Genomic DNA, 18,223 nt, shown 5'->3' with positions numbered 1-18,223 from the left:
CCCGCGGAGGGCCCATGTCACTGCCGCCCGAGTTCCACGCCATCGCCAAGCGCGTGAACAACTGGGGCCGTTGGGGCCCCGACGACGAGATCGGCACCCTGAACCTCGTCACCGACGACGTCGTACGGGCGGCCGCCGCCGAGGTCCGCTCCGGGCGCCGCGTCCCGCTCGCGCTGACCCTCAAGGAGGACGGCGCCCAGACGGGCCTGATCCCCGGACGCGTGAACCCCCTGCACACCATGGTGCAGATCAACCAGGAGCTCTTCGGCCCGGGCACAGTCGCCACCAGCGACGACGCCGTGACGATGGGGCTACAGGCGGCCACCCATTGGGACGCGCTGACCCACGTGTCACACTCCGGGAAGATCTACAACGGCCGCCCCGCGGACACCATCGCGGCCCACACGGGCGCCCGGTTCAGCGGCATCGACAAGGTGCCGTACGTCGTCTCGCGCGGCGTCCTGCTGGACGTGGCCCGCGCCAAGGGGCTCGACCGGCTGCCGGGTGATCACGCCGTGACGCCCGAAGACCTGGACGAGGCGGCGGAGTTCGGCGGCGTCACGGTCCGCGCCGGTGACATCGTCCTCGTCCGTACGGGACAGATCCAGGTCTACCTGGCGGGCGACAGACACGCGTACGGCCACCCGTCCCCGGGCCTTTCACTGCGTACGCCCGAGTGGTTCCACGCGCGGGACGTGGCGGCGGTCGCCGACGACACCCTGACCTTCGAGATCTTCCCGCCGGAGATCGAGAACCTGTGGCTGCCCGTGCACGCGCTGCACCTGGTCGAGATGGGGATGCTGCAGGGCCAGAACTGGGATCTGGAAAAGTTGTCCACAGCCTGTGCGCAAGAAGCGCGTTACGCCTTCCTGCTCTCCGCGATGCCCGAGCCGTTCGCCGGCGGGACGGGGACGCCCGTGGCGCCGGTGGCGGTGCTGTGACCCCGGCGCCCCGTCAAGCGGCGGCACGGCGGCGCGTCGGCTTCCGCCCCGAGCGCGATGCCGCGCGCCGCCATCCGGCTCGGCGCTCGACACTGCCCCTCATGCCCCCGAGGGGACCGACGCCGACCACGCGACCCACATCTCGTCAAGGGGGCCTCCGTCACCGAGCGCCCTTGACGTCCCCTCGCGGCGAATCGCTGCTCACAAGCGTGATCAATCGGACAGGTTACGTCAACACCCTGCCGGGGGTTAATGGTCCATGCCTGGTTCGTCCTACCCGCGCACGGGCGCGCGTCGTGGCACACGACGGCGCATACGGGCCCGGGGCGAACGGAGTCAGACGGCTTCGTACGCCACGTCGGCATCGGTGTCGCCGTACGACGCGCCGTCGAAGGTCACCGCGGCGACCCCGGCGTCGCACCGGTCGACCTCGCACCAGATGCTCTTGCCGCCACCCTCCGGCTGCCAGCCCCAGCGGTCGGCGAGACCGTCGACCAGCTCCAGGCCGCGGCCGTTGGTGTCGTCACCCTCCGCGTGCCGCTGCCTGGGCGGGCGGGCGCTGCGGTCGGCCACCTCCACCCGGACCGTCGCCGGCGCGTCGTCGGGAACGCCGGGGAGGAGCATGCGCAGGACGGCCGGACAGCCCGTGTGCACAACGGCGTTGGTGACGAGTTCCGAGATCAGCAGGATCAGCGTCTCGGCCACCGGCTCGTCGGCTTCTATGCCCGATCCCGCCAGTCGGGAGCGGGCCCATCTCCTGGCCCGCCCCACCTCCGCGGGGTCGGCCCCGACCTCCAGCTGAACTTGAAGCACCTGCACCGCTCACACCATCCGAACCGGCGGACACATCGCCTCGCGACTCCACGGGGTCACGGAACGTGATCCCCTTGGGAGACAGCATGATTGACGTTCAGTCACCCCAACAAGCGCTTCGGGCATATTCCAGCGCGAAGGAGTACGCGTGCTGCATACTGTGCGACGCGTAGCGCGGGGGGTCGAACAGACGGGCACGAGGCCCGCTCCTGCACGGCGAGCGGCGCGCATTGCCGGACCCGGAGCCGCCGCGGGGGCAGCACCGGGATGGCTCAGCCTCAGAACCACTCGCATCTGAGACAAGGTACTAGAGGCGGACACCGACTCCGGGCCGTGACGAGTCACGCGGAGGACACAACCCGGTATCGACGCCTCCGTCAACGCTCTGTAGCGTCATCACTCCCTGTCACAGCGCGGCAGCCAGCGCTTCCTGCGCCTCGTCGGCCCGTTGTCCCAGCTCGGCGCGGACCCAGGCCCGCTTGAGGTGCAGATGCACCTCGGACTCCCAGGTGAACCCCATGCCGCCGTGCACCTGGAGACAGTCGCGGGCGTTGCGTACGGCGGCGTCGTCGGCCAGCAGCTTGGCGCCGCGGATCTCGCGCGTGTCCCGGGTCACGGCGGCGGCGTACACGGCGGCGCGGGCGACCTCGGCGCGCACCAGCATCCGCGCGCAGAGATGCTTCACGGCCTGGAACGCCCCGATGGGCTGCCCGAATTGTTCGCGTTCGTCGGCATATCGCACGGCCATCTCGCAGGTCCGGGCGGCGCTGCCGAGCTGTTCGGCGGCGTACAGCAGTGCGCCCCGGCCCGGGCGCGGCGGCCCCGGCACGCGGTGCAGCGGTGTCAGCGGGTCGACGGAGCGCAGGGCGACGGCCCCGCTCACGTCCCCCTGGACGGCGTCCGCCTCCGCGAGCCAGGGCACCAGCGTTCCGTCGACGGCGGTGACGACGGCGTCTCCGGACCAGGCACCCTCCACCTCGCCCGCCGCCAGGAACGACGCCACGGCGGGGCCGGGGAGCAGGGCCCGTCCCGCCTCCTCGAAGGCCAGTACGGCCTCCGGCAGTCCCAGGCCGACGCCCCCGCGCTTCTCGGGCAGGGCCAGGGAGAAGAAGCCGGCCTCGCCCAGCTCCTTCCACAGGGCGCGGTCGACGCGGTCCACGGCGTCCCGCAAGGAGAACCGCCCCACCAGGATGTCCCGCATCCCGGAGCGCAAGACCCGCTGGTCATCCGTGAGTTGGAAATCCATACCGTCCCTCACCGCCCCTTCGGAAGGCCGAGGATCCGCTCGGCCACGATGTTCTGCTGGATCTGCGAGGTGCCCGCGGCGATCGTGTAGGACAGGGAGGACAGCCGGTCGAGGTTCCACGCGTGCCCGAGGTCGAGGGCGCCCGCGCCGAGCACTTCGGCGGCGGCGTCATACAGCTCCTGGCGGGCGTGCGAGTACCGCAGCTTGAAGACCGAGCCGCCCACGCCGGGCACCCCGCCGGTGCGCTGTGCCTCGCTCACGTTCCACTGCGTGAGCCGCCACAGCGCCGTGAACTCCGCGCCGAGGCGCCCGAGCCTGCGCCGCAGCGCCACGTCGTCCCAGCGGCCGTTCGCGCGGGCCTCGCGGGCGATCTCCCCGAGGACCCGCCGACAGGCGACCACCTCCCCCACGAAGGCGGTGCCGCGCTCGTAGGAGAGGGTCACCATGGTCACGCGCCAGCCGTCGTTCTCGGCGCCGACGCGGTTGGCCGCCGGCACCCGCACCTCGTCGAGGAACACCTCGGCGAACTCGGTGGAGCCCGCCAGCGTCCGCAGCGGGCGCACGGTGATGCCGGGGGCGTCCATCGGCATCGCGAGCCAGGTGATGCCGCGGTGCTTGGGCACGGCCTCGCTCACCGGCGCCGTCCGCACGAGCAGCTCGCACCAGTCGGCGACCTCCGCGTGGGATGTCCAGATCTTGGACCCGCTCACCACGTAGTGGTCGCCGTCGCGCCACGCGCGCGTGCGCAGCGACGCGAGATCGGAGCCCGCGTCGGGTTCGCTGAACCCCTGGCACCACACCTCGTCGCCGCGCAGCACGGGCGGCAGCCACCGCTCCCGCTGCTCGGGCGTGCCCTCGGAGGCGATGGTCGGTCCCGCGTGCAGCAGGCCCACGAAGTTGGCGCCCACATAGGGGGCGCCCGCCTTCTCGGTCTCCTCCAGGAAGATCAGCCGCTGGGTGGGCGGCGCGTCCCAGTGGACGTGGCCGTAGCCCGCGTCGAACAGCATGCGCTGCCAGGAGGTGTCGTACGCGCGCCGTGCGGGCCAGTCCTGCGGCGAGGGCTTGGCGGGAAGGCTCGGGAGCACGCTCGCGAGCCACTCCCGCAGTCCTGCCCGGAAGGCTTCCTCCTCCTCGGTGTACGTGAGGTCCACGCGCGGCCTACTTGTCCAGGTCCAGGCCGAGCATGCGGATGGCGTTGCCGCGCATCAGCTTGTACACCGTCTCGTCGTCGAGTCCCTCGACGTGGTCGAGGGCGACCTCCTTGGTGTGCGGGAAGGTCGAGTCGACGTGCGGGTAGTCGGTCTCGAAGGTGGCGTTGTCCCTGCCGACGACGTCCAGGGATGCCACGCCGTGCTTGTCGCGGAAGAAGCAGCAGAAGATCTGCCGGTAGTAGTACGTGGAGGGCGGCTCGGGGATCAGGTCCTTCACGCCGCCCCAGGCGCGGTGCTCCTCCCACACGGCGTCGGCGCGTTCCAGGGCGTACGGGATCCAGCCCATCTGCCCTTCGGAGTAGGCCAGTTTGAGGGCCGGGAACTTCACGAGGACGCCGCTGAACAGGAAGTCCATCATCGACGCCATGGCGTTGTTGAAGGAGAGCGCGGCCTGCACGGCGGGCGGGGCGTCGGGGGAGGCGGCGGGCATCTGGGAGGACGAGCCGATGTGCATGTTCACGACCGTGCCGGTCTCCTGGCAGACCGCGAAGAACGGATCCCAGTAGCCGGAGTGGATCGAGGGCAGCCCCAGGTGGGTCGGGATCTCCGAGAAGGTGACGGCCCGCACGCCCCGCGCGGCGTTCCGCTCGATCTCGGCGACCGCGAGGCCGATGTCCCACAGCGGGATGATGCAGAGCGGGATCAGCCGGCCGCCGCTGTCGCCGCACCACTCGTCGACCATCCAGTCGTTGTAGGCGCGTACGCAGGCGAGGGCGACCTCCTTGTCGTGGGCCTCGGCGAAGGTCTGGCCGCAGAAGCGCGGGAAGGTGGGGAAGCACAGGGAGGCCTCGACGTGGTTGAGGTCCATGTCCTTCAGGCGGGCGACCGGGTCCCAGCAGCCGCGCCGCATCTCCGCGCGCGTGATGCCCTCCAGGGTCATGTCGTCGCGGTCGAAGCCGACGGCGGCGATGTTGCGCTTGTACGGGAACTTGAGGTCCTCGTAGACCCACCAGTCGGTGGGCGGCCCTTCGGGGTCCATCGTGATCTGGTACTTGCCGCCCACGTAGGCGAGTTCGCCGATGCCGGCGGTCAGTGGCCTCGGGCCGCGGTCGCGGTACTTCGCGGGCAGCCAGGTCTCGAAGAGATGCGCGGGTTCGATCACATGGTCGTCGACGCTGACGATCCGAGGAAGCTCGGTCATGGTGTCCCCTCCTTGCGCGAAAGGGGGTCATCCCTCCGGCACCTCCGGGAATCTGATGACCCGTCAGAATGCAGGCTAGCCCCGCGCCTATGGACCGACAAGGCGGCGAGGCCTACGCTCTGCGCACGATCTGACGGGCCATCAGCCGCGGGGGCCGTGGTGCCGTCCGTCCGTTCCTGGCCGACCCGGGGGGACCACATGAGCACCGCACGGCACGAAACCGCGTACGAACTCGGCGCCTCGCGCACGCTCTGGGAACTGGTCGAGCGCCGTGCCGCCCGCACCCCCGACGCGCCCGTCCTCGTCCAGGCCGCCGCCGACCCCGCCGACGACCGCACGCTCACCTTCGGCGCCCTGCGCGAGCGCGCCGAGCGGGTCGCCGCCGGGCTGTACGGCATGGGGGTGCGCCCCGGCACGGTCGTCGCCTGGCAGCTGCCCACCCGCATCGAGACGGCCCTGCTCTCCTTCGCCCTGGCGCGCGTCGGAGCTGTGCAGTCCCCGGTCATCCCCTTCTACCGCGACCGCGAAGTCGGCTTCGCGCTACGGGAGTCCCGGGCGGAGTTCTTCGCCGTGCCCGGCGTGTGGCGCGGCTTCGACCACGCGCGGATGGCGCGGCGACTCGGCGCCGAGGGCGTCTTCGAGGCGTACGAGGACCTGCCCGACGCCGATCCGTCGATCCTGCCCCCACCACCCTCCGACGGCACGTCCGTACGCTGGATCTACTGGACGTCGGGCACCACGTCCGACCCCAAGGGCGTCCTGCACACCGACCGCTCACTGCTCGCGGGCGGCTCGTGCCTGGCCCACGCGCTGCGGCTGACGCCCTCGGACGTCGGCTCGATGGCGTTCCCCTACGCGCACATCGCGGGCCCCGACTACACGGTGATGCTGCTCCTGTACGGCTTTCCCGCGGTGCTGTTCGAGCACTTCGCGCTGCCGGACGCGCTGGACGGCTACCGGCGGCACGGCGTGACCGTGGCGGGCGGGTCGACGGCCTTCTACTCCATGTTCCTGGCCGAGCAGCGCAAGCTGCCGCCGGGCGAGAAGCTCATCCCGACGCTGCGGCTCCTGGCGGGCGGCGGCGCGCCCAAGCCGCCGGAGATCTACCACGCCGTCGTACGCGAGATGGGCTGCCAACTGACTCATGGGTACGGCATGACCGAGGTCCCGATGATCACCATGGGCGACCCGCAGGACACGGCCGAGAACCTGGCGACGACCGAGGGCCGCCCCCCGGCCGGCATGGAGATCCGCGTGACCGGTCCCGACGGCCGGGAACTGCCCCCGGGGACGGACGGCGAGGTCCGGCTGCGCGGGGAGGCCGTCTGCCGTGGCTATGTGGATCCGGCCCAGAGCGCGGCCGCCTTCGACGCCGACGGCTTCCTGATCACCGGCGACCTCGGGCACCTCACCGGGAGCGGCCATCTGGTCCTCACCGGGCGGGCGAAGGACGTCATCATCCGCAAGGGCGAGAACATCTCCGCCAAGGAGATCGAGGACCTGCTCCACCGCCACCCGGCCGTCGGCGACGCGGCGGTCGTCGGACTGCCCGACCCCGAACGCGGGGAGCGGGTCTGCGCGGTCGTCGAACAGCGTCCCGGGACGCCGGGGCTGACCCTGGACACGGTCACCTCGTACCTGCGCGGGGAAGGCCTCGCCCCCTACAAGCTGCCGGAACAGCTGGAGGTGGTCGAGGCCCTCCCCCGCAACGAGACACTGCGCAAGGTGCTCAAGTACAAGCTGCGGGAGCGCTTCTCACCCGCCTGACACCTGAGGGCGGCGCTACTCGGGAACCGTGAAGTACTCCGCGAAGGCCCGCACGATCTCCTGCTCGGCGACCTTGCCGTCACCGTCGGCGTCGAGCCCGTCGGCCGTCGCCCCCGCGAGCTCCTCGGGCACGCCGAGCGCCTTGAGCGCGCGCCGGATCTCGCCCGGGGCGACCTCTCCGTCGCCGTCGGAGTCCGCGATGGCGATCGCCGCGTGCAGGAAGGGCCGCGCGATCTCGGCGAACCGGCCGGGGTTGTCCCGCAGCCGCTTCACCGCGCCGCCCACGAACTCGCCCTGGGTGATCCGTTGGTCGCCGTCCCGGTCCGCGATCCCGGCCATGCCCTGCCAGAACGCCTCGGCGCCGATGTAGAGCGCCTGTCCCTTGTCGGACCGCGCCGTCGCGCCGAACTCCTTGCACAGGGCGGCCGCCGCCGTACTGAAGTCCTCACGGGAGATGTAGTCGTTGCCGTCCTGGTCGAAGGTGGCGAACCGGGCCGCGATCCTACGCTCGTACTCGGCACTGTCCATGGTCTTCGGGCCGCCTCACTTCCGCGGTTGGGTGCACGTCAGGGGGTGGGTACCCCGGCAGCGAGCGTACGTCGTCAAAGGCCACTCGGAGGGGTGATGTGCTGCACTGTCATGTGTGGAAGCGGTCGCGGCGAGTGTCATAGCGGTGTTGGGAACTCTCCTGGGCGCGGGGATCACCCACTCCTTCCAGCGCAGGGCGATCGAGCGGACGGAGGAATTCACCCGTGGCGAGAAGCTGCGCCAGGAACGCATCGACGCCTACAGCGCGTACGCGGGCGCGCTGGTCAACTACCGGCGGACACTGATCGACCGCTGGTTCAGCAGGCACGAGAACCGGACCCCGGCCGGTCAGGACAGCGAGGAGTCGCGCTTCCGTTCGTACGAGATGCGCTCCCAGGCCCAGGAGGCGCTGTTCCGCGTGCAGTTGCTGACCAGCGACGAGGCGCTGGTGCGGCAGGCCTGGGAGGCGCTCGACACGGTCGCCGAGGTGCACAGGACGGACGACCGTGACGACCTCGCCGAGCGGCGCCGCGCCTCACGCGACGCCATCAACTCCTTCGTGGCGGCGGCCAGACGGCACGTCTGACGTGGGGCCCGCGGGCCCCGGGCGGAGAACCGGTGCCGTCAGGCCGAGAGCGGCGTCGCCTCCTCGTCGAGGGCCGCCCCGACGTCCGGGAAGACCTCGAAGAGCCTGCGCACACCGAGCGCCGCGAGGACGCGGTTGACGTGGCTGCCGTCGACGGCGCCCTGCGCGGGCAGGATCAGCCGCAGCCGGCCCTGGCAGGAGCGGATCAGGCGGCGCGTGGCGATCAGCACCCCGACGCCGCTGGAGTCGCAGAACAGCACGTCGGAGAGGTCTAGGACGACACTGCGGCGGCCGTCCGCCACGGCTTCGTGCACGCGCTGGCGCAGCACGGGCGAGGTCAGCAGGTCCATCTCGCCGGACACGCGCAGCACGGCCCAGCCGGACTCCTGGCCCACCGCCACCTTGAGCGTCACGCGCCATGCCTCTCGCTCGCCCTGCCTGCCCCGCGGCCGGAGCGCTCCGGAAAATCCGGAAGCAGTCCTTACGCTTCGTTCTGCTTCGGCTGCCCCACCGCCCTCCCATGAAACACCAGGGGCCCACCGTCAATATCATCCGGTGCCCGGCCAGGGGTGCGCTTTGCCGCAAACAGGAGTGAACCGTCGGTCCCGCCGACTACATTCGACGGAAAGTCAGACACAGGAAGTACCGTCGGAGGGAGCCGGACCGGGCAGACCGGTGCGGTGACGGCAGCAGTCGGAGCAGGGGCAAGCGCACGAGGGGGCCGCATGCCGAAGGACGCGCCGCGGCGCTGGGACCGCCGGATGCAGCAGCGGCTCGCGCACGGGGAGGCCGCCGCCCTGGGCGAGCTGTACGACCGCTTCGCCTCGCTCGTGCACGGCCTCGCCCACCGCGTCCTCGGCGACGAGAGCGCCGCCGACCGCATCACCCGCGAGGTCTTCGCCCACATCTGGGAGAACCCCGACGCGTACGACCCGCGGCAGGGCCCCCTGCGCTCCTGGCTCGCCACCCTCACCCACCAGCGGGCCGTGCGCAGGCTCCGCCAGACCGAGGCCGCCGCCCTCGCCCTCGGCGGCGAGGGCACCACGGAGGACCTGGAGCGCAAGGTCCGCCGCGCCTCCGCGGCGGCCCGCGCCGACTACATCGTCACGGCCATGCCCGCCCCGCTGCGGGCCGCCCTGGAGCTCGCGTACTTCCAGCGGCGCGACTACCGCCAGGCGGCGGCCGACCTCGGCGTGACGGAGGACGAGGCCCGGCGCAGGCTCCGCCTCGGCCTCCAGCTCCTGTCGACGGCCAACGACACCGCGGATCCCTCGGGTCCTTTGGGGAGTCCCGCCTCCGGCGCCTCGCCGGGATACGGGACAGCGCCGTGACCGGCTCCGAGGGCCCCGAGCCCGCCGAGGAGCCGGACGGCCCCGGCACCACCGACCGGCGCGACGGCCCCCGGCAGGACGGCCCGCGCATACCGATGCCCCGCTCCTCCATGGAGGACACCGGGCGGCCCGTGCCCGACCCACCGGCGCCGCCTCCCCCGCCCGCGCCCCTCGTCCTGGAGCACCGCGTCCTGAAATCCCTGCTCGGCGCCTGGGCGCTCGCCGCGTGCTCCGCGGCCGAGGCCACCGCCGTCGAGGAGCATCTGGGCGACTGCGGGCCCTGCGCGGAGGAGGCGCTGCGGCTGCGGGACGCCGTCGGCCTGCTGCACCCCGAGGAGAGCCTCGACCTCGACCCCGGGCTGCGCTCCCGCGTCCTGGAGAGCTGCCTCGGCCGCCGCCCGCCGCGCATCCCCGTGCCCGAGTGGGCCGTGCCCTACGACGCGGAGACCGCCCGCCTCGACGCCCTGCTGCGGGACATCGGTCACTCGGAGTGGCACGCACCCGTGCGGCTGCGCTGGTTCGAGCGGGACGGCCAGGTGCAGAGGAAGACCACCGTGGCCGGCGTCATCGCGCATCTCCTCGCCGTCGACGGCCTGGTCGGGCTCGCCCTCGGCCTCGACGACCCGCTGGGGCCGCCGGCCGGGGACCCGCAGCTGCCGGCCCACCGCACCGAGGCGTACTGGCAGGCGTCGCGCTTCCCGCCCACGCGCGCGGTGCGGGGCCCCTGGCGGGACCAGACACACGAGATCGTCCGCACGGTGTCCTTCGCGGGCGACGGCTCGGGACGCCTCCCCGTGCCGTACGGGACGGTGCCCGCGCCGCCCGAGGAAGGGCCAGGGCAGAAGATCGAGGTGCCGTTGCGGGACGCGATGGTGGACCGCGCCTTCGAGTGCTGGATCCACGCGGACGACATCGCCGAGGCCGTCGACTACCCCTACGACCCGCCCTCGCCCCGGCACCTCCACCGCATGATCGACCTCGCCGCCCGGATGCTCCCGGACACGCTGGCCGGCCGCCGCCGCTCCGGGCTTGCCGCGCCGCCCCGCGATCTCGTGGCGGCCGGTGCGCCGGGCCGCAGCCTGCGCCTGGAGATCGAGGGCCTCGGCGGCGGCGAGTGGTTCATCGCGCTGGACTCGCCGGGCGCCACCGCGTCCGCCGAGCGGGAGGTGGCCCATGTGGCCCTGGACGGCGTCGAGTTCTGCCGGCTGGCCGCGGGCCATGTCTCGCCGGTGGAGGCCGCCGCGGGTCAGGACGGCGACCGCGAGGCGATCCGTGACGTCCTGTTCGCGGCCGCCTCGCTCAGCAGGATGTGAGCCGGGCCCTTCAGCCCGGCTCTTGGGTGAGGGGCGTCAGGCGAAGACGACCGTACGACGGCCGTTCAGCAGGATCCGCCGCTCCGCGTGCCACTTGACGGCACGGGCCAGCGCCTGGCACTCCACGTCACGGCCGATCGCCACCAGCTGGTCGGGGGTCACGTCGTGGCCGACGCGCTCGACCTCCTGCTCGATGATCGGCCCCTCGTCGAGGTCGGCCGTCACGTAGTGCGCGGTGGCACCGATCAGCTTCACGCCGCGCGCGTGCGCCTGGTGGTAGGGCTTCGCGCCCTTGAAGCTCGGCAGGAAGGAGTGGTGGATGTTGATGATCCGCCCGCTCAGCTCCTTGCACAGGTCGTCCGAGAGCACCTGCATGTAGCGGGCGAGGACGACCAGCTCCACGTCCTCCGCGCGCACGATCTCAAGGAGTCGCGCCTCGGCCTGCGGCTTGTTGTCCCTGGTCACCGGGATGTGGTGGAAGGGGATGTCGTACGAGGCGACGAGCTCGGCGAAGTCGGTGTGGTTGGAGACGACGGCGGCGATCTCCACCGGCAGTGCGCCGATCCGCGAGCGGAACAGCAGGTCGTTCAGGCAGTGCCCGAACTTCGACACCAGCAGGACGACCCGCATCTTCTCCTCGGCCCGGTGGATCTGCCAGTCCATGTGGAAGGAGTCGCCGATCGCGGCGAAGCTCGCCCGCAGCTTGTCGACGGTCACCGGGGCCTCGGCGGAGAAGTGGACGCGCATGAAGAACAGACCGGTGTCGTGGTCACCGAACTGCTGGCTGTCCTCGATGTTGCAGCCGGTCATGAAGAGGTAGCTCGACACGGCGTGCACGATGCCCTGCTTGTCGGGGCAGGAGAGGGTGAGGACGTACTGCTCAGCGGGGGCGGCGGGGGCGGCGGACTGCTCGTTCATGCGGCCAAGGTTCCCATATGCCACGGCCGGCGTGGACCGGCGTCCCGCAGGACGGAACGGCCGTCTCAGGCCGAGCGGGTCATGATCCGCAGGACTTCCAGCGTGCGCGGCGGGACGTCGGGGTCCTCGCCGTCCCCGGCCGACAGGCGCACGTGCGCGTCGCGCGCCGCCCGTACGGCGTCGGGCCAGCCCGGGTGCTCCAGATAGGCGGAGACCATCGCGTCGGGTCCGACCTCGTGCATGATCCGCAGGACCCTCAGCACGGCCGTGTCGACGAGGGCCGCCTCCTGCGGGTCCCGGAAGATCGTGCCGACGTACTTCTCGGCGGACCAGTTGTCGAGCCAGGTGTCCTCGACGAGCCGGTAGACGGCATCGGTCACGTCCCCGTACTCCTCGCGCCCCGCGAGCCAGCACTCCCGCTGGAATCCGGGGTCGGAGAGCATGTGCAGCGCCGAGCGCACGTTGCTGCGCCAGCGCCACCACGGCATGTCGTTGGTCGGCATGCCACCCATGGTGCTGGAGCGACGGCCGCGACGGGAAGAGTTCTCCGAACCTTGCACGGTCATCGATCGTACGTTCCCACTTCGTGCACTCGAATCGGCCCCCGCCCGTTCACCTGCGTGTCACTGTCCGTTGAGAATGCGTCACTCCACGGTTGGTCCTCCCCGGGAATCGTGTGGGGACATGACCGGCCGGCGACGCCCCACCCCCTCCCGTACCTCCCGAAACTCCCGCACCTCAGCCCTGGCCGCGGCAGCGGCAGCGGCGGCGTGCCTGTCCCTGACCGCCGGATGCGGGGTCATCCCCGGTACCGCCGAGGACGGCAGGGACGACCCCATCACCGTCATGACCTGGGCCCCCGAGAAGACCAAGGCCACCAACAAGCCCGGCGTCCCCGCGATGGCGCAGGCCTTCGCCCGCTGGGTCAACGCGCACGGCGGCATCGACGGCCGCGAGCTGAAGGTCCTGACCTGCAACGACCACAACGACCCGGTCGGCGCCGCCGACTGCGCGCGCGAGGCGGTCGACCAGGACGTGGCGGCGGTCGTCGGCGCGTACAGCCAGCACGGCGGCTCGTTCCTCGCCCCGCTGGAGGTCGCCGGCATCCCCTACATCGGCGGCTACGGCGTCACCGACGACGAGTTCAGCAGCCCTCTGTCCTACCCCGTCAACGGCGGCGAGCCCGCGCTCCTCGCGGGCAACGGCCGCCAGCTCGCCGACCGCTGCGACCGTGTCGCCCTCGTACGCCCCGACACCCTCGCCGGCGACGAGCTGCCCAAGCTGCTCAACTCCGGGCTCCGCGACGGCCACCACAAGCCCGTCGCGGACATACGGGCCCCCGAGGACGGCACCGACCTCACCCCACAGGCCGAGCAGGCACTGAAGCACGCGGGCGCGAAGGACGGCTGCGTGACGGCCGCGCTCGGCGCCCGCACCGACACCTTCTACGACTCGTTCCGGCGCACCAAGGCCGACTATCCGCCGGTACGGATCTCCTCCGTGCTCGGCAGCGTCGACCAGTCGCTCGTCGACCGCACCGGCGGCGCGGGCGGCCCCTACGAAGGGGCGTACGTCACCGGCTGGTACCCCGCGTCGGGCGATCCGCGCTGGTCCCAGATGCGCCGGGTCATCCGCGAGCAGGCGTTCGGCGACAACCGGGTCGACCCGGCCGACGCGGGCGTGCAGACGACATGGATCGCGTACACCGTCCTGAAGCGGGCCGTCGAGTCGCTGGACGGCGGCGAGGTCACCGCACGCACGCTGCGCCGCGCCCTGGACGGCGGCCTGCGCGTCGAGACGGGCGGTCTCACGCCGACGCTGAGCTGGCGCTTCGAGGACCTGATCGCGGCCAGCGAGTTCCCTCGTCTGATCAACTCCGGCGTCACGTTCCAGGTGGTGCGCGACGGGCGGCTCGTCCCGGCGCGCAAGGGCTTCGTGGACGTCGAGGCGACGCTGGAGCAGTCGGCGTAGCCGCGCACCGGCGCGGCCACGCCGTCACAGCTGGGTCTTGTCCCGCGTGGTCAGGCCGTACTTGCGCGCGATGGGGTTCCAGGCGCCCGCGGCCTGCTCCTTGGCGGTCGTCGCCGCGTTGCTCTGCCGGTTGCCCGCGCCGGCCTGCGGAGTGACCCGGGCGTGGCCCTTCTTGCAGCCCTTCTTGCCGGCCACCTGGTCCGCCCACGCGGCGTAGTGGTTGTCGGCGGCCGCGGACGCCTTCCAGGCCTTGTTGAGCGACGTCGTGAGGTGGTCGTTGGCCGGGAGCTTGTCGACCTTGAGCCCGGCGAGGCGGGTGACCAGGCCGTTGCGCTGCCTGGCCGCCGCGCGCAGGTCCTTCGCGGACTGGCCGAGGTTCTGGCACTTGCCCACGTTGCGCACGGCCGCGATGACCATGTCGCGGCTGTTGTTGCTGTCGGCCAGCAGCTTGTCGAGGGCGACCGCCTGGTCCTTGGCGGGGTCGGCGGACGGCGATGGGCGCTCGTCGGCGGGGGCCGAGGCGGAGACGGGCTTGCCGTCGGCCTCCTTGTCGTCCTCACCGCCACCGGCGCTCAGGAGCGCGCCCGCGCCGACACCGAGCACCGCGATGCCGATGCCGACGGCGGCGATGAGCGGCACCTTCGAGCCGGTACGGGTGCGGCGTCCGCCGCGGCCGCCCGCGCGCGTGGGGGCCGGGGCGGCGGCGTGGCCACCGGCGGGCGCCGGGGCCTCGAAGCGGGGCATCTGCTGCGTGGAGGCCGGCCCCTCGGCCTCCGGCTCGGTGCGGAAGAGGCTGTCGAACTCGGCGGGCGGCTGCCGGTCGCCGGGGGCGCCGGGGCGGATGCCGTAGGGCGCCTTGGCCGGCTCGGGCGGCATGCCGTGCCCGGCGGGGCCGCTGTCTGCGGGGCCGCCGGGGACGGGCGCGATGAACTGCGTGGGTTCGCTGTCGGACGCGGGGGCGGGTGCCTGGGCACGGCCGAGGAACTGCGTGGCGTCGGCGGCGGGAGCCTCGGGCGGCAGCGCGCCGGGTCCCACCGGGGGTATGTACTGCGTGGCCCCTTCATCGGCGCCGCCGGGGATGCCCGGTACGGGCGGGAGGTACTGCGTGGCCCCCTCATCGGCGCCGCCAGGGCCGCCGGGGACGGGCGCGATGAACTGCGTGGCCTCGGCATCGGGGCCAGCGGCGCCCGGCATCGGGGCGCCGGGTGCGGTGACGGGAGGCAGCGGGGCGCCGCTCTGCCCGAGAGGCGGCAACGGCATCCACCGACCACCCTGCTCCTGCTGCCCGCCGTGGTCTTGCTGACCGCCGTGGCTTTGCTGACCGCCATAGGAGGCCTCGGCCTGCCCGGGGGGCGCCGCGTGCGAGCCGGGTCTGTGCGGACCGGCCTGCCCTCCGTGGTCCGGCCGCCCGGCGTGCGCGCCGTGGCCGGGCTGAGCGCCGTAGGAGGCGTCGCCGTAGCCGGGCCGCGCGGCGTGGGCGGGGGCACCGCCGGGCGCCTGCCCGCCACCGTAGGAGGCGTCGGCCTGGCCGCCGTACGAAGCGGCACCGTGGCTGGGGTGGGCGCCCTGGCCCGGCTGCGAGGCGTACCCCTGCCCGCCCGCGTACCCCTGGCCGCCGTACGAGGTGTCCGCGCCCTCCGGGGGCAGCGGCATCGCCGGGGACTGCGGGGCGTCCCAGGGGCCGCCCGGGCCGCCCTGCGGCGCGCCCGGCGTCCCGGGCCCCCAGGGCCGGTCCCAGGGGCTGCCCTCCGCCGGGGTGGCGTGCCGCCCCGCGGTGCCGGGCAGCAGCGGTTCGCTGCCGTCCGCGGGCAGCACGACGCCCTCGTGGGCGGGCCGGGCCGCGGGCTGCCGCGGATCGGAGGAAGCAGCGCCCTGACCGCTCTGCTGCGTCACCGGGACTCCTACGTATGGGGGACCTACGGAACCGTCGGCTCACGCTACCGGGTCGCCACATCCCTCTGCCACGCAGCTTGGAGCACCGCACTCCGCTCGACGGCGGCAGTAACAAATCCCTTCGCGCGGACGCTGAACACAGCGCGCCCGCGCGCGTCACGCCGCCTGCACGTCGACCCGCGCCCCGAACTCCCGCACCACCGGCTCCTCCCGGTACGGCTCAAGGCGCTGCTGGAAGTCCTCCAGGTACTCCGCGCCGCGGTTGGACCGCAGCGTGCCGAGCAGCTCGACGGCCTTCAGGCCCGTGTGGCAGGCCTGTTCCACCTCGCGCCGCTGCACCTGTGCCGTGGCCAGCAGGACCAGGCCGATCGCACGGCGCCTGGCCCGCGTCGGAGGGTGCCCCTCCAGGGACTCCTGTGCGCTGCGCGCCGCCGCGTCCGCCTGACCCAGGTCACGGTGACAATGCGCCATTTCATCGGCCAGATACGCGTGGTCGAAGTGCTGGATCCACACCGGGTCGTCCCCGGAGTCCGCCTCACCCGCGGCCCGGTCCATGGCCTCGACCGCGCGGCCCGCCACGGCCTGCGTGGCCCGCGCGTCGCCGAGCAGCGCGTGCCCGCGCGCCTCGGCGGCGTAGAACATGGCCTCCGCCCGGGGGGTGACCCGCCCGCGGGTGCCCTCCTGCGCGGCCCGCGCCAACTGCGCGATCTCGCGCGGGTTTCCGAGCTGGGCGGCGAGGTGGCTCATCGACGCCGCCAGCACATAGCCGCCGTACCCCCGGTCACCGGCCGCCTGGGCGAGCCGCAGGGCCTGGATGTAGTAGCGCTGGGCGAGGCCCGGCTGGCCCGTGTCCACGGCCATGTAGCCCGCCAGCTCCGTCAGCCGCGCGACCGCCGCGAACAGCTCGCGGCCGACCGCCTCCCGGTAGGAGCCCGCGAGCAGGCCGGAGACCACGGAGTTGAGGTAGTGCACGACCACGGGCCGCACATGGCCGCTGCCGTACTGGTGGTCGAGCCGGGTCAGCGCCTCCGTCATCGCCTTGACGGCCGCGACGTCCGCCATGCCGACGCGCGGCCCGGCGGTCCGCCCGACCTGCGCGTCCGGCGAGGAGATCAGCCAGTCGCGGCTGGGCTCGACGAGGGCCGAGGCGGCCACGGTCGAGCCGGAGAGGAAGTCGCGGCGGCCCACGTCGCTGCGCCACAGCTCGCAGACCTGCTCGATGGCGCCGAGGACGGTCGGCGAGAACTGAAGACCTACGCCGGAGGCGAGGTTCTTGCCGTTCGCCATGCCGATCTCGTCGATGGTGACGGTCCGGCCCAGCTTGCGGCCGAGCGCCTCCGCGATGATGCCGGGTGCCCGGCCGCGCGGCTGCTGCCCGCGCAGCCAGCGGGCCACCGACGTCTTGTCGTAGCGCAGATCGAGACCGTGCTCCGCGCCGCACATGTTGACCCTGCGGGCGAGGCCGGCGTTGGAGCAGCCGGCTTCCTGGATGAGCGCTTGCAGCCGTTCGTTGGGCTGCCGTGCGACGAGTGGCCTGGCGGCCATGGCGTACCCCCTGTGTGCACCGTTGACCATCGGGAACGAGGCGGCCGCCGAGGCCGCCACACGACGATCAATGCCCTGGGGGCAAGTCGAAGATGCGCCACGAAAGAGGCATAAAGAAGCCATAAAACCATAAGACGGATCTGTCGGTTCCGGGCTTCCTCCGAGGCGCCCTCCGATTGCCCTTGACCTGGCTACCCGCACATGGATGCCATTTCCCCCGCGCGCCCCCGCCCGTGCACCCATGCGCCCCGCTCGCAGGATCGATGCTCCTCCCCCGCCCTCGCGTGCGCCCGTAACCCGAGGTGGCGGCGGGAGTTGAGAACTCCGTGGAAGAGACCATCGGAGTCACGACAGCCGCGCACATCCCGAAGCAGCGCGGAGAAGCCTTGCTGGACACGGCCGTGCGATACGCGGAGGAGCGTCACTGGGACATCTTCCCCGGCACCTGGCTGCAGTACGCCGACGGCGCCGAGCGGTGCTCGTGCGGCGTCGCCGCGTGCGCCTCCCCCGGCGCACACCCCGCGCGTGAGGACTGGGCGACTCAGGCCACCGGCAGCGCGACCGTGGCCCGTCGGCTGTGGCAGAAGCAGCCCAAGGCATCGATCCTGCTGCCCACCGGGCGTACGTTCGACGTGATCGACGTGCCCGAGACCGCCGGGTTCCTCGCGCTGGCCCGCATGGAACGCATGGAGCTGACCCTCGGCCCGGTGACCCGCACGCCGGACCGGCGCATGCAGTTCTTCGTGCTCCCCGGCGCCGCCGCCAAGGTCCCCGACCTCGTACGCAAACTGGGCTGGCCCCCGGCCGTCATCGATCTGGTCGCGCTCGGCGAGGGCACCTATGTCGCCGCGCCCCCGACCCGCTTCGGCGCCTCGGGCGCGGTCCAGTGGGCCTGCCGCCCCACCGCCGCCAACCGCTGGTTGCCGGACGCCGAGGAGATCATCTCCCCGCTGGCGTACGCGTGCGGCAGGGAAGCGCGCCGCTGAGCGGCTGACCGCCCCCGGGGAGCCGCCCGCGAC

General features: G+C 72.7%; 17 protein-coding genes. 7 read left to right on the top strand and 10 right to left on the bottom strand.

Annotated elements, in window-relative coordinates; translation table 11 throughout:
* Positions 1–14 precede the first annotated feature (14 nt).
* Positions 15–941: a cyclase family protein gene (locus ACF062_RS31010; RefSeq protein WP_392142934.1), complete on the top strand. Its 927-nt coding sequence runs from the start codon at positions 15–17 to the stop codon at positions 939–941.
* 336 nt (positions 942–1,277) lie between these two features.
* Here the strand turns inward: ACF062_RS31010 and ACF062_RS31005 are convergent, their stop codons facing one another.
* The 4 genes from ACF062_RS31005 to ACF062_RS30990 form a co-directional block, all read right to left on the bottom strand.
* Complete coding sequence (locus tag ACF062_RS31005) at positions 1,278–1,760, bottom strand: ATP-binding protein (RefSeq protein WP_223775250.1); 483 nt, start codon at positions 1,758–1,760, stop codon at positions 1,278–1,280.
* 400 nt (positions 1,761–2,160) lie between these two features.
* Positions 2,161–3,000, bottom strand: a complete 840-nt coding sequence (locus ACF062_RS31000; protein WP_392142933.1) for an acyl-CoA dehydrogenase family protein — start codon at positions 2,998–3,000, stop codon at positions 2,161–2,163.
* Positions 3,001–3,008: 8 nt separating this feature from the next.
* Positions 3,009–4,151, bottom strand: coding sequence for an acyl-CoA dehydrogenase family protein (locus ACF062_RS30995; protein WP_392142932.1), 1,143 nt, complete (start codon positions 4,149–4,151; stop codon positions 3,009–3,011).
* A 7-nt stretch (positions 4,152–4,158) separates the two neighbouring features.
* Positions 4,159–5,352: an amidohydrolase family protein gene (locus ACF062_RS30990; protein ID WP_392142931.1), complete on the bottom strand. Its 1,194-nt coding sequence runs from the start codon at positions 5,350–5,352 to the stop codon at positions 4,159–4,161.
* 198 nt (positions 5,353–5,550) lie between these two features.
* On the opposite strand from ACF062_RS30990, the gene ACF062_RS30985 reads away from it, so the two are divergent.
* Positions 5,551–7,119, top strand: a complete 1,569-nt coding sequence (locus ACF062_RS30985; protein WP_392142930.1) for a class I adenylate-forming enzyme family protein — start codon at positions 5,551–5,553, stop codon at positions 7,117–7,119.
* Between the two features lie 15 nt (positions 7,120–7,134).
* On the opposite strand, the gene ACF062_RS30980 is transcribed toward ACF062_RS30985, so the two are convergent.
* The gene (locus tag ACF062_RS30980; protein WP_392142929.1) at positions 7,135–7,647 is read right to left on the bottom strand and encodes an EF-hand domain-containing protein; all 513 of its coding nucleotides are present in this window, start codon (positions 7,645–7,647) and stop codon (positions 7,135–7,137) included.
* A gap of 145 nt (positions 7,648–7,792) precedes the next feature.
* On the opposite strand from ACF062_RS30980, the gene ACF062_RS30975 reads away from it, so the two are divergent.
* Positions 7,793–8,233: a hypothetical protein gene (locus ACF062_RS30975; RefSeq protein ID WP_392142928.1), complete on the top strand. Its 441-nt coding sequence runs from the start codon at positions 7,793–7,795 to the stop codon at positions 8,231–8,233.
* A gap of 38 nt (positions 8,234–8,271) precedes the next feature.
* Here ACF062_RS30975 and ACF062_RS30970 read toward each other — a convergent pair whose 3' ends face one another.
* The gene (locus tag ACF062_RS30970) at positions 8,272–8,646 is read right to left on the bottom strand and encodes an STAS domain-containing protein (RefSeq protein ID WP_392142927.1); all 375 of its coding nucleotides are present in this window, start codon (positions 8,644–8,646) and stop codon (positions 8,272–8,274) included.
* Between the two features lie 312 nt (positions 8,647–8,958).
* Here ACF062_RS30970 and ACF062_RS30965 point away from each other — a divergent pair, with 312 nt between their 5' ends.
* Positions 8,959–9,564: a sigma-70 family RNA polymerase sigma factor gene (locus ACF062_RS30965; RefSeq protein WP_392142926.1), complete on the top strand. Its 606-nt coding sequence runs from the start codon at positions 8,959–8,961 to the stop codon at positions 9,562–9,564.
* Entirely contained in the window at positions 9,561–10,877 is a 1,317-nt protein-coding gene (locus ACF062_RS30960) for a zf-HC2 domain-containing protein (RefSeq protein ID WP_392142925.1), read from the top strand. Before ACF062_RS30965 ends, ACF062_RS30960 begins: the two co-directional genes overlap by 4 nt.
* A gap of 36 nt (positions 10,878–10,913) precedes the next feature.
* On the opposite strand, the gene purU is transcribed toward ACF062_RS30960, so the two are convergent.
* Positions 10,914–11,795, bottom strand: a complete 882-nt coding sequence (purU, locus tag ACF062_RS30955) for a formyltetrahydrofolate deformylase (protein WP_223775259.1) — start codon at positions 11,793–11,795, stop codon at positions 10,914–10,916.
* Between the two features lie 65 nt (positions 11,796–11,860).
* Complete coding sequence (locus ACF062_RS30950; protein WP_392142924.1) at positions 11,861–12,361, bottom strand: hypothetical protein; 501 nt, start codon at positions 12,359–12,361, stop codon at positions 11,861–11,863.
* 118 nt (positions 12,362–12,479) lie between these two features.
* Between ACF062_RS30950 and ACF062_RS30945 the strand changes: the two genes are divergently transcribed.
* Complete coding sequence (locus ACF062_RS30945; RefSeq protein ID WP_392142923.1) at positions 12,480–13,766, top strand: ABC transporter substrate-binding protein; 1,287 nt, start codon at positions 12,480–12,482, stop codon at positions 13,764–13,766.
* A gap of 24 nt (positions 13,767–13,790) precedes the next feature.
* Here ACF062_RS30945 and ACF062_RS30940 read toward each other — a convergent pair whose 3' ends face one another.
* Positions 13,791–15,659, bottom strand: a complete 1,869-nt coding sequence (locus tag ACF062_RS30940; RefSeq protein ID WP_392142922.1) for a hypothetical protein — start codon at positions 15,657–15,659, stop codon at positions 13,791–13,793.
* Positions 15,660–15,815: 156 nt separating this feature from the next.
* Complete coding sequence (locus ACF062_RS30935; protein ID WP_392142921.1) at positions 15,816–17,204, bottom strand: transcriptional regulator; 1,389 nt, start codon at positions 17,202–17,204, stop codon at positions 15,816–15,818.
* 326 nt (positions 17,205–17,530) lie between these two features.
* Here ACF062_RS30935 and ACF062_RS30930 point away from each other — a divergent pair, with 326 nt between their 5' ends.
* Positions 17,531–18,190, top strand: a complete 660-nt coding sequence (locus ACF062_RS30930) for a bifunctional DNA primase/polymerase (protein WP_223775263.1) — start codon at positions 17,531–17,533, stop codon at positions 18,188–18,190.
* Positions 18,191–18,223 lie beyond the last annotated feature (33 nt).

Origin of the sequence: Streptomyces sp. NPDC015345 (assembly GCF_043078805.1) — a bacterium.
Lineage (GTDB): Bacteria > Actinomycetota > Actinomycetes > Streptomycetales > Streptomycetaceae > Streptomyces.
This window is presented reverse-complemented; position numbering and strand designations above follow the sequence as displayed.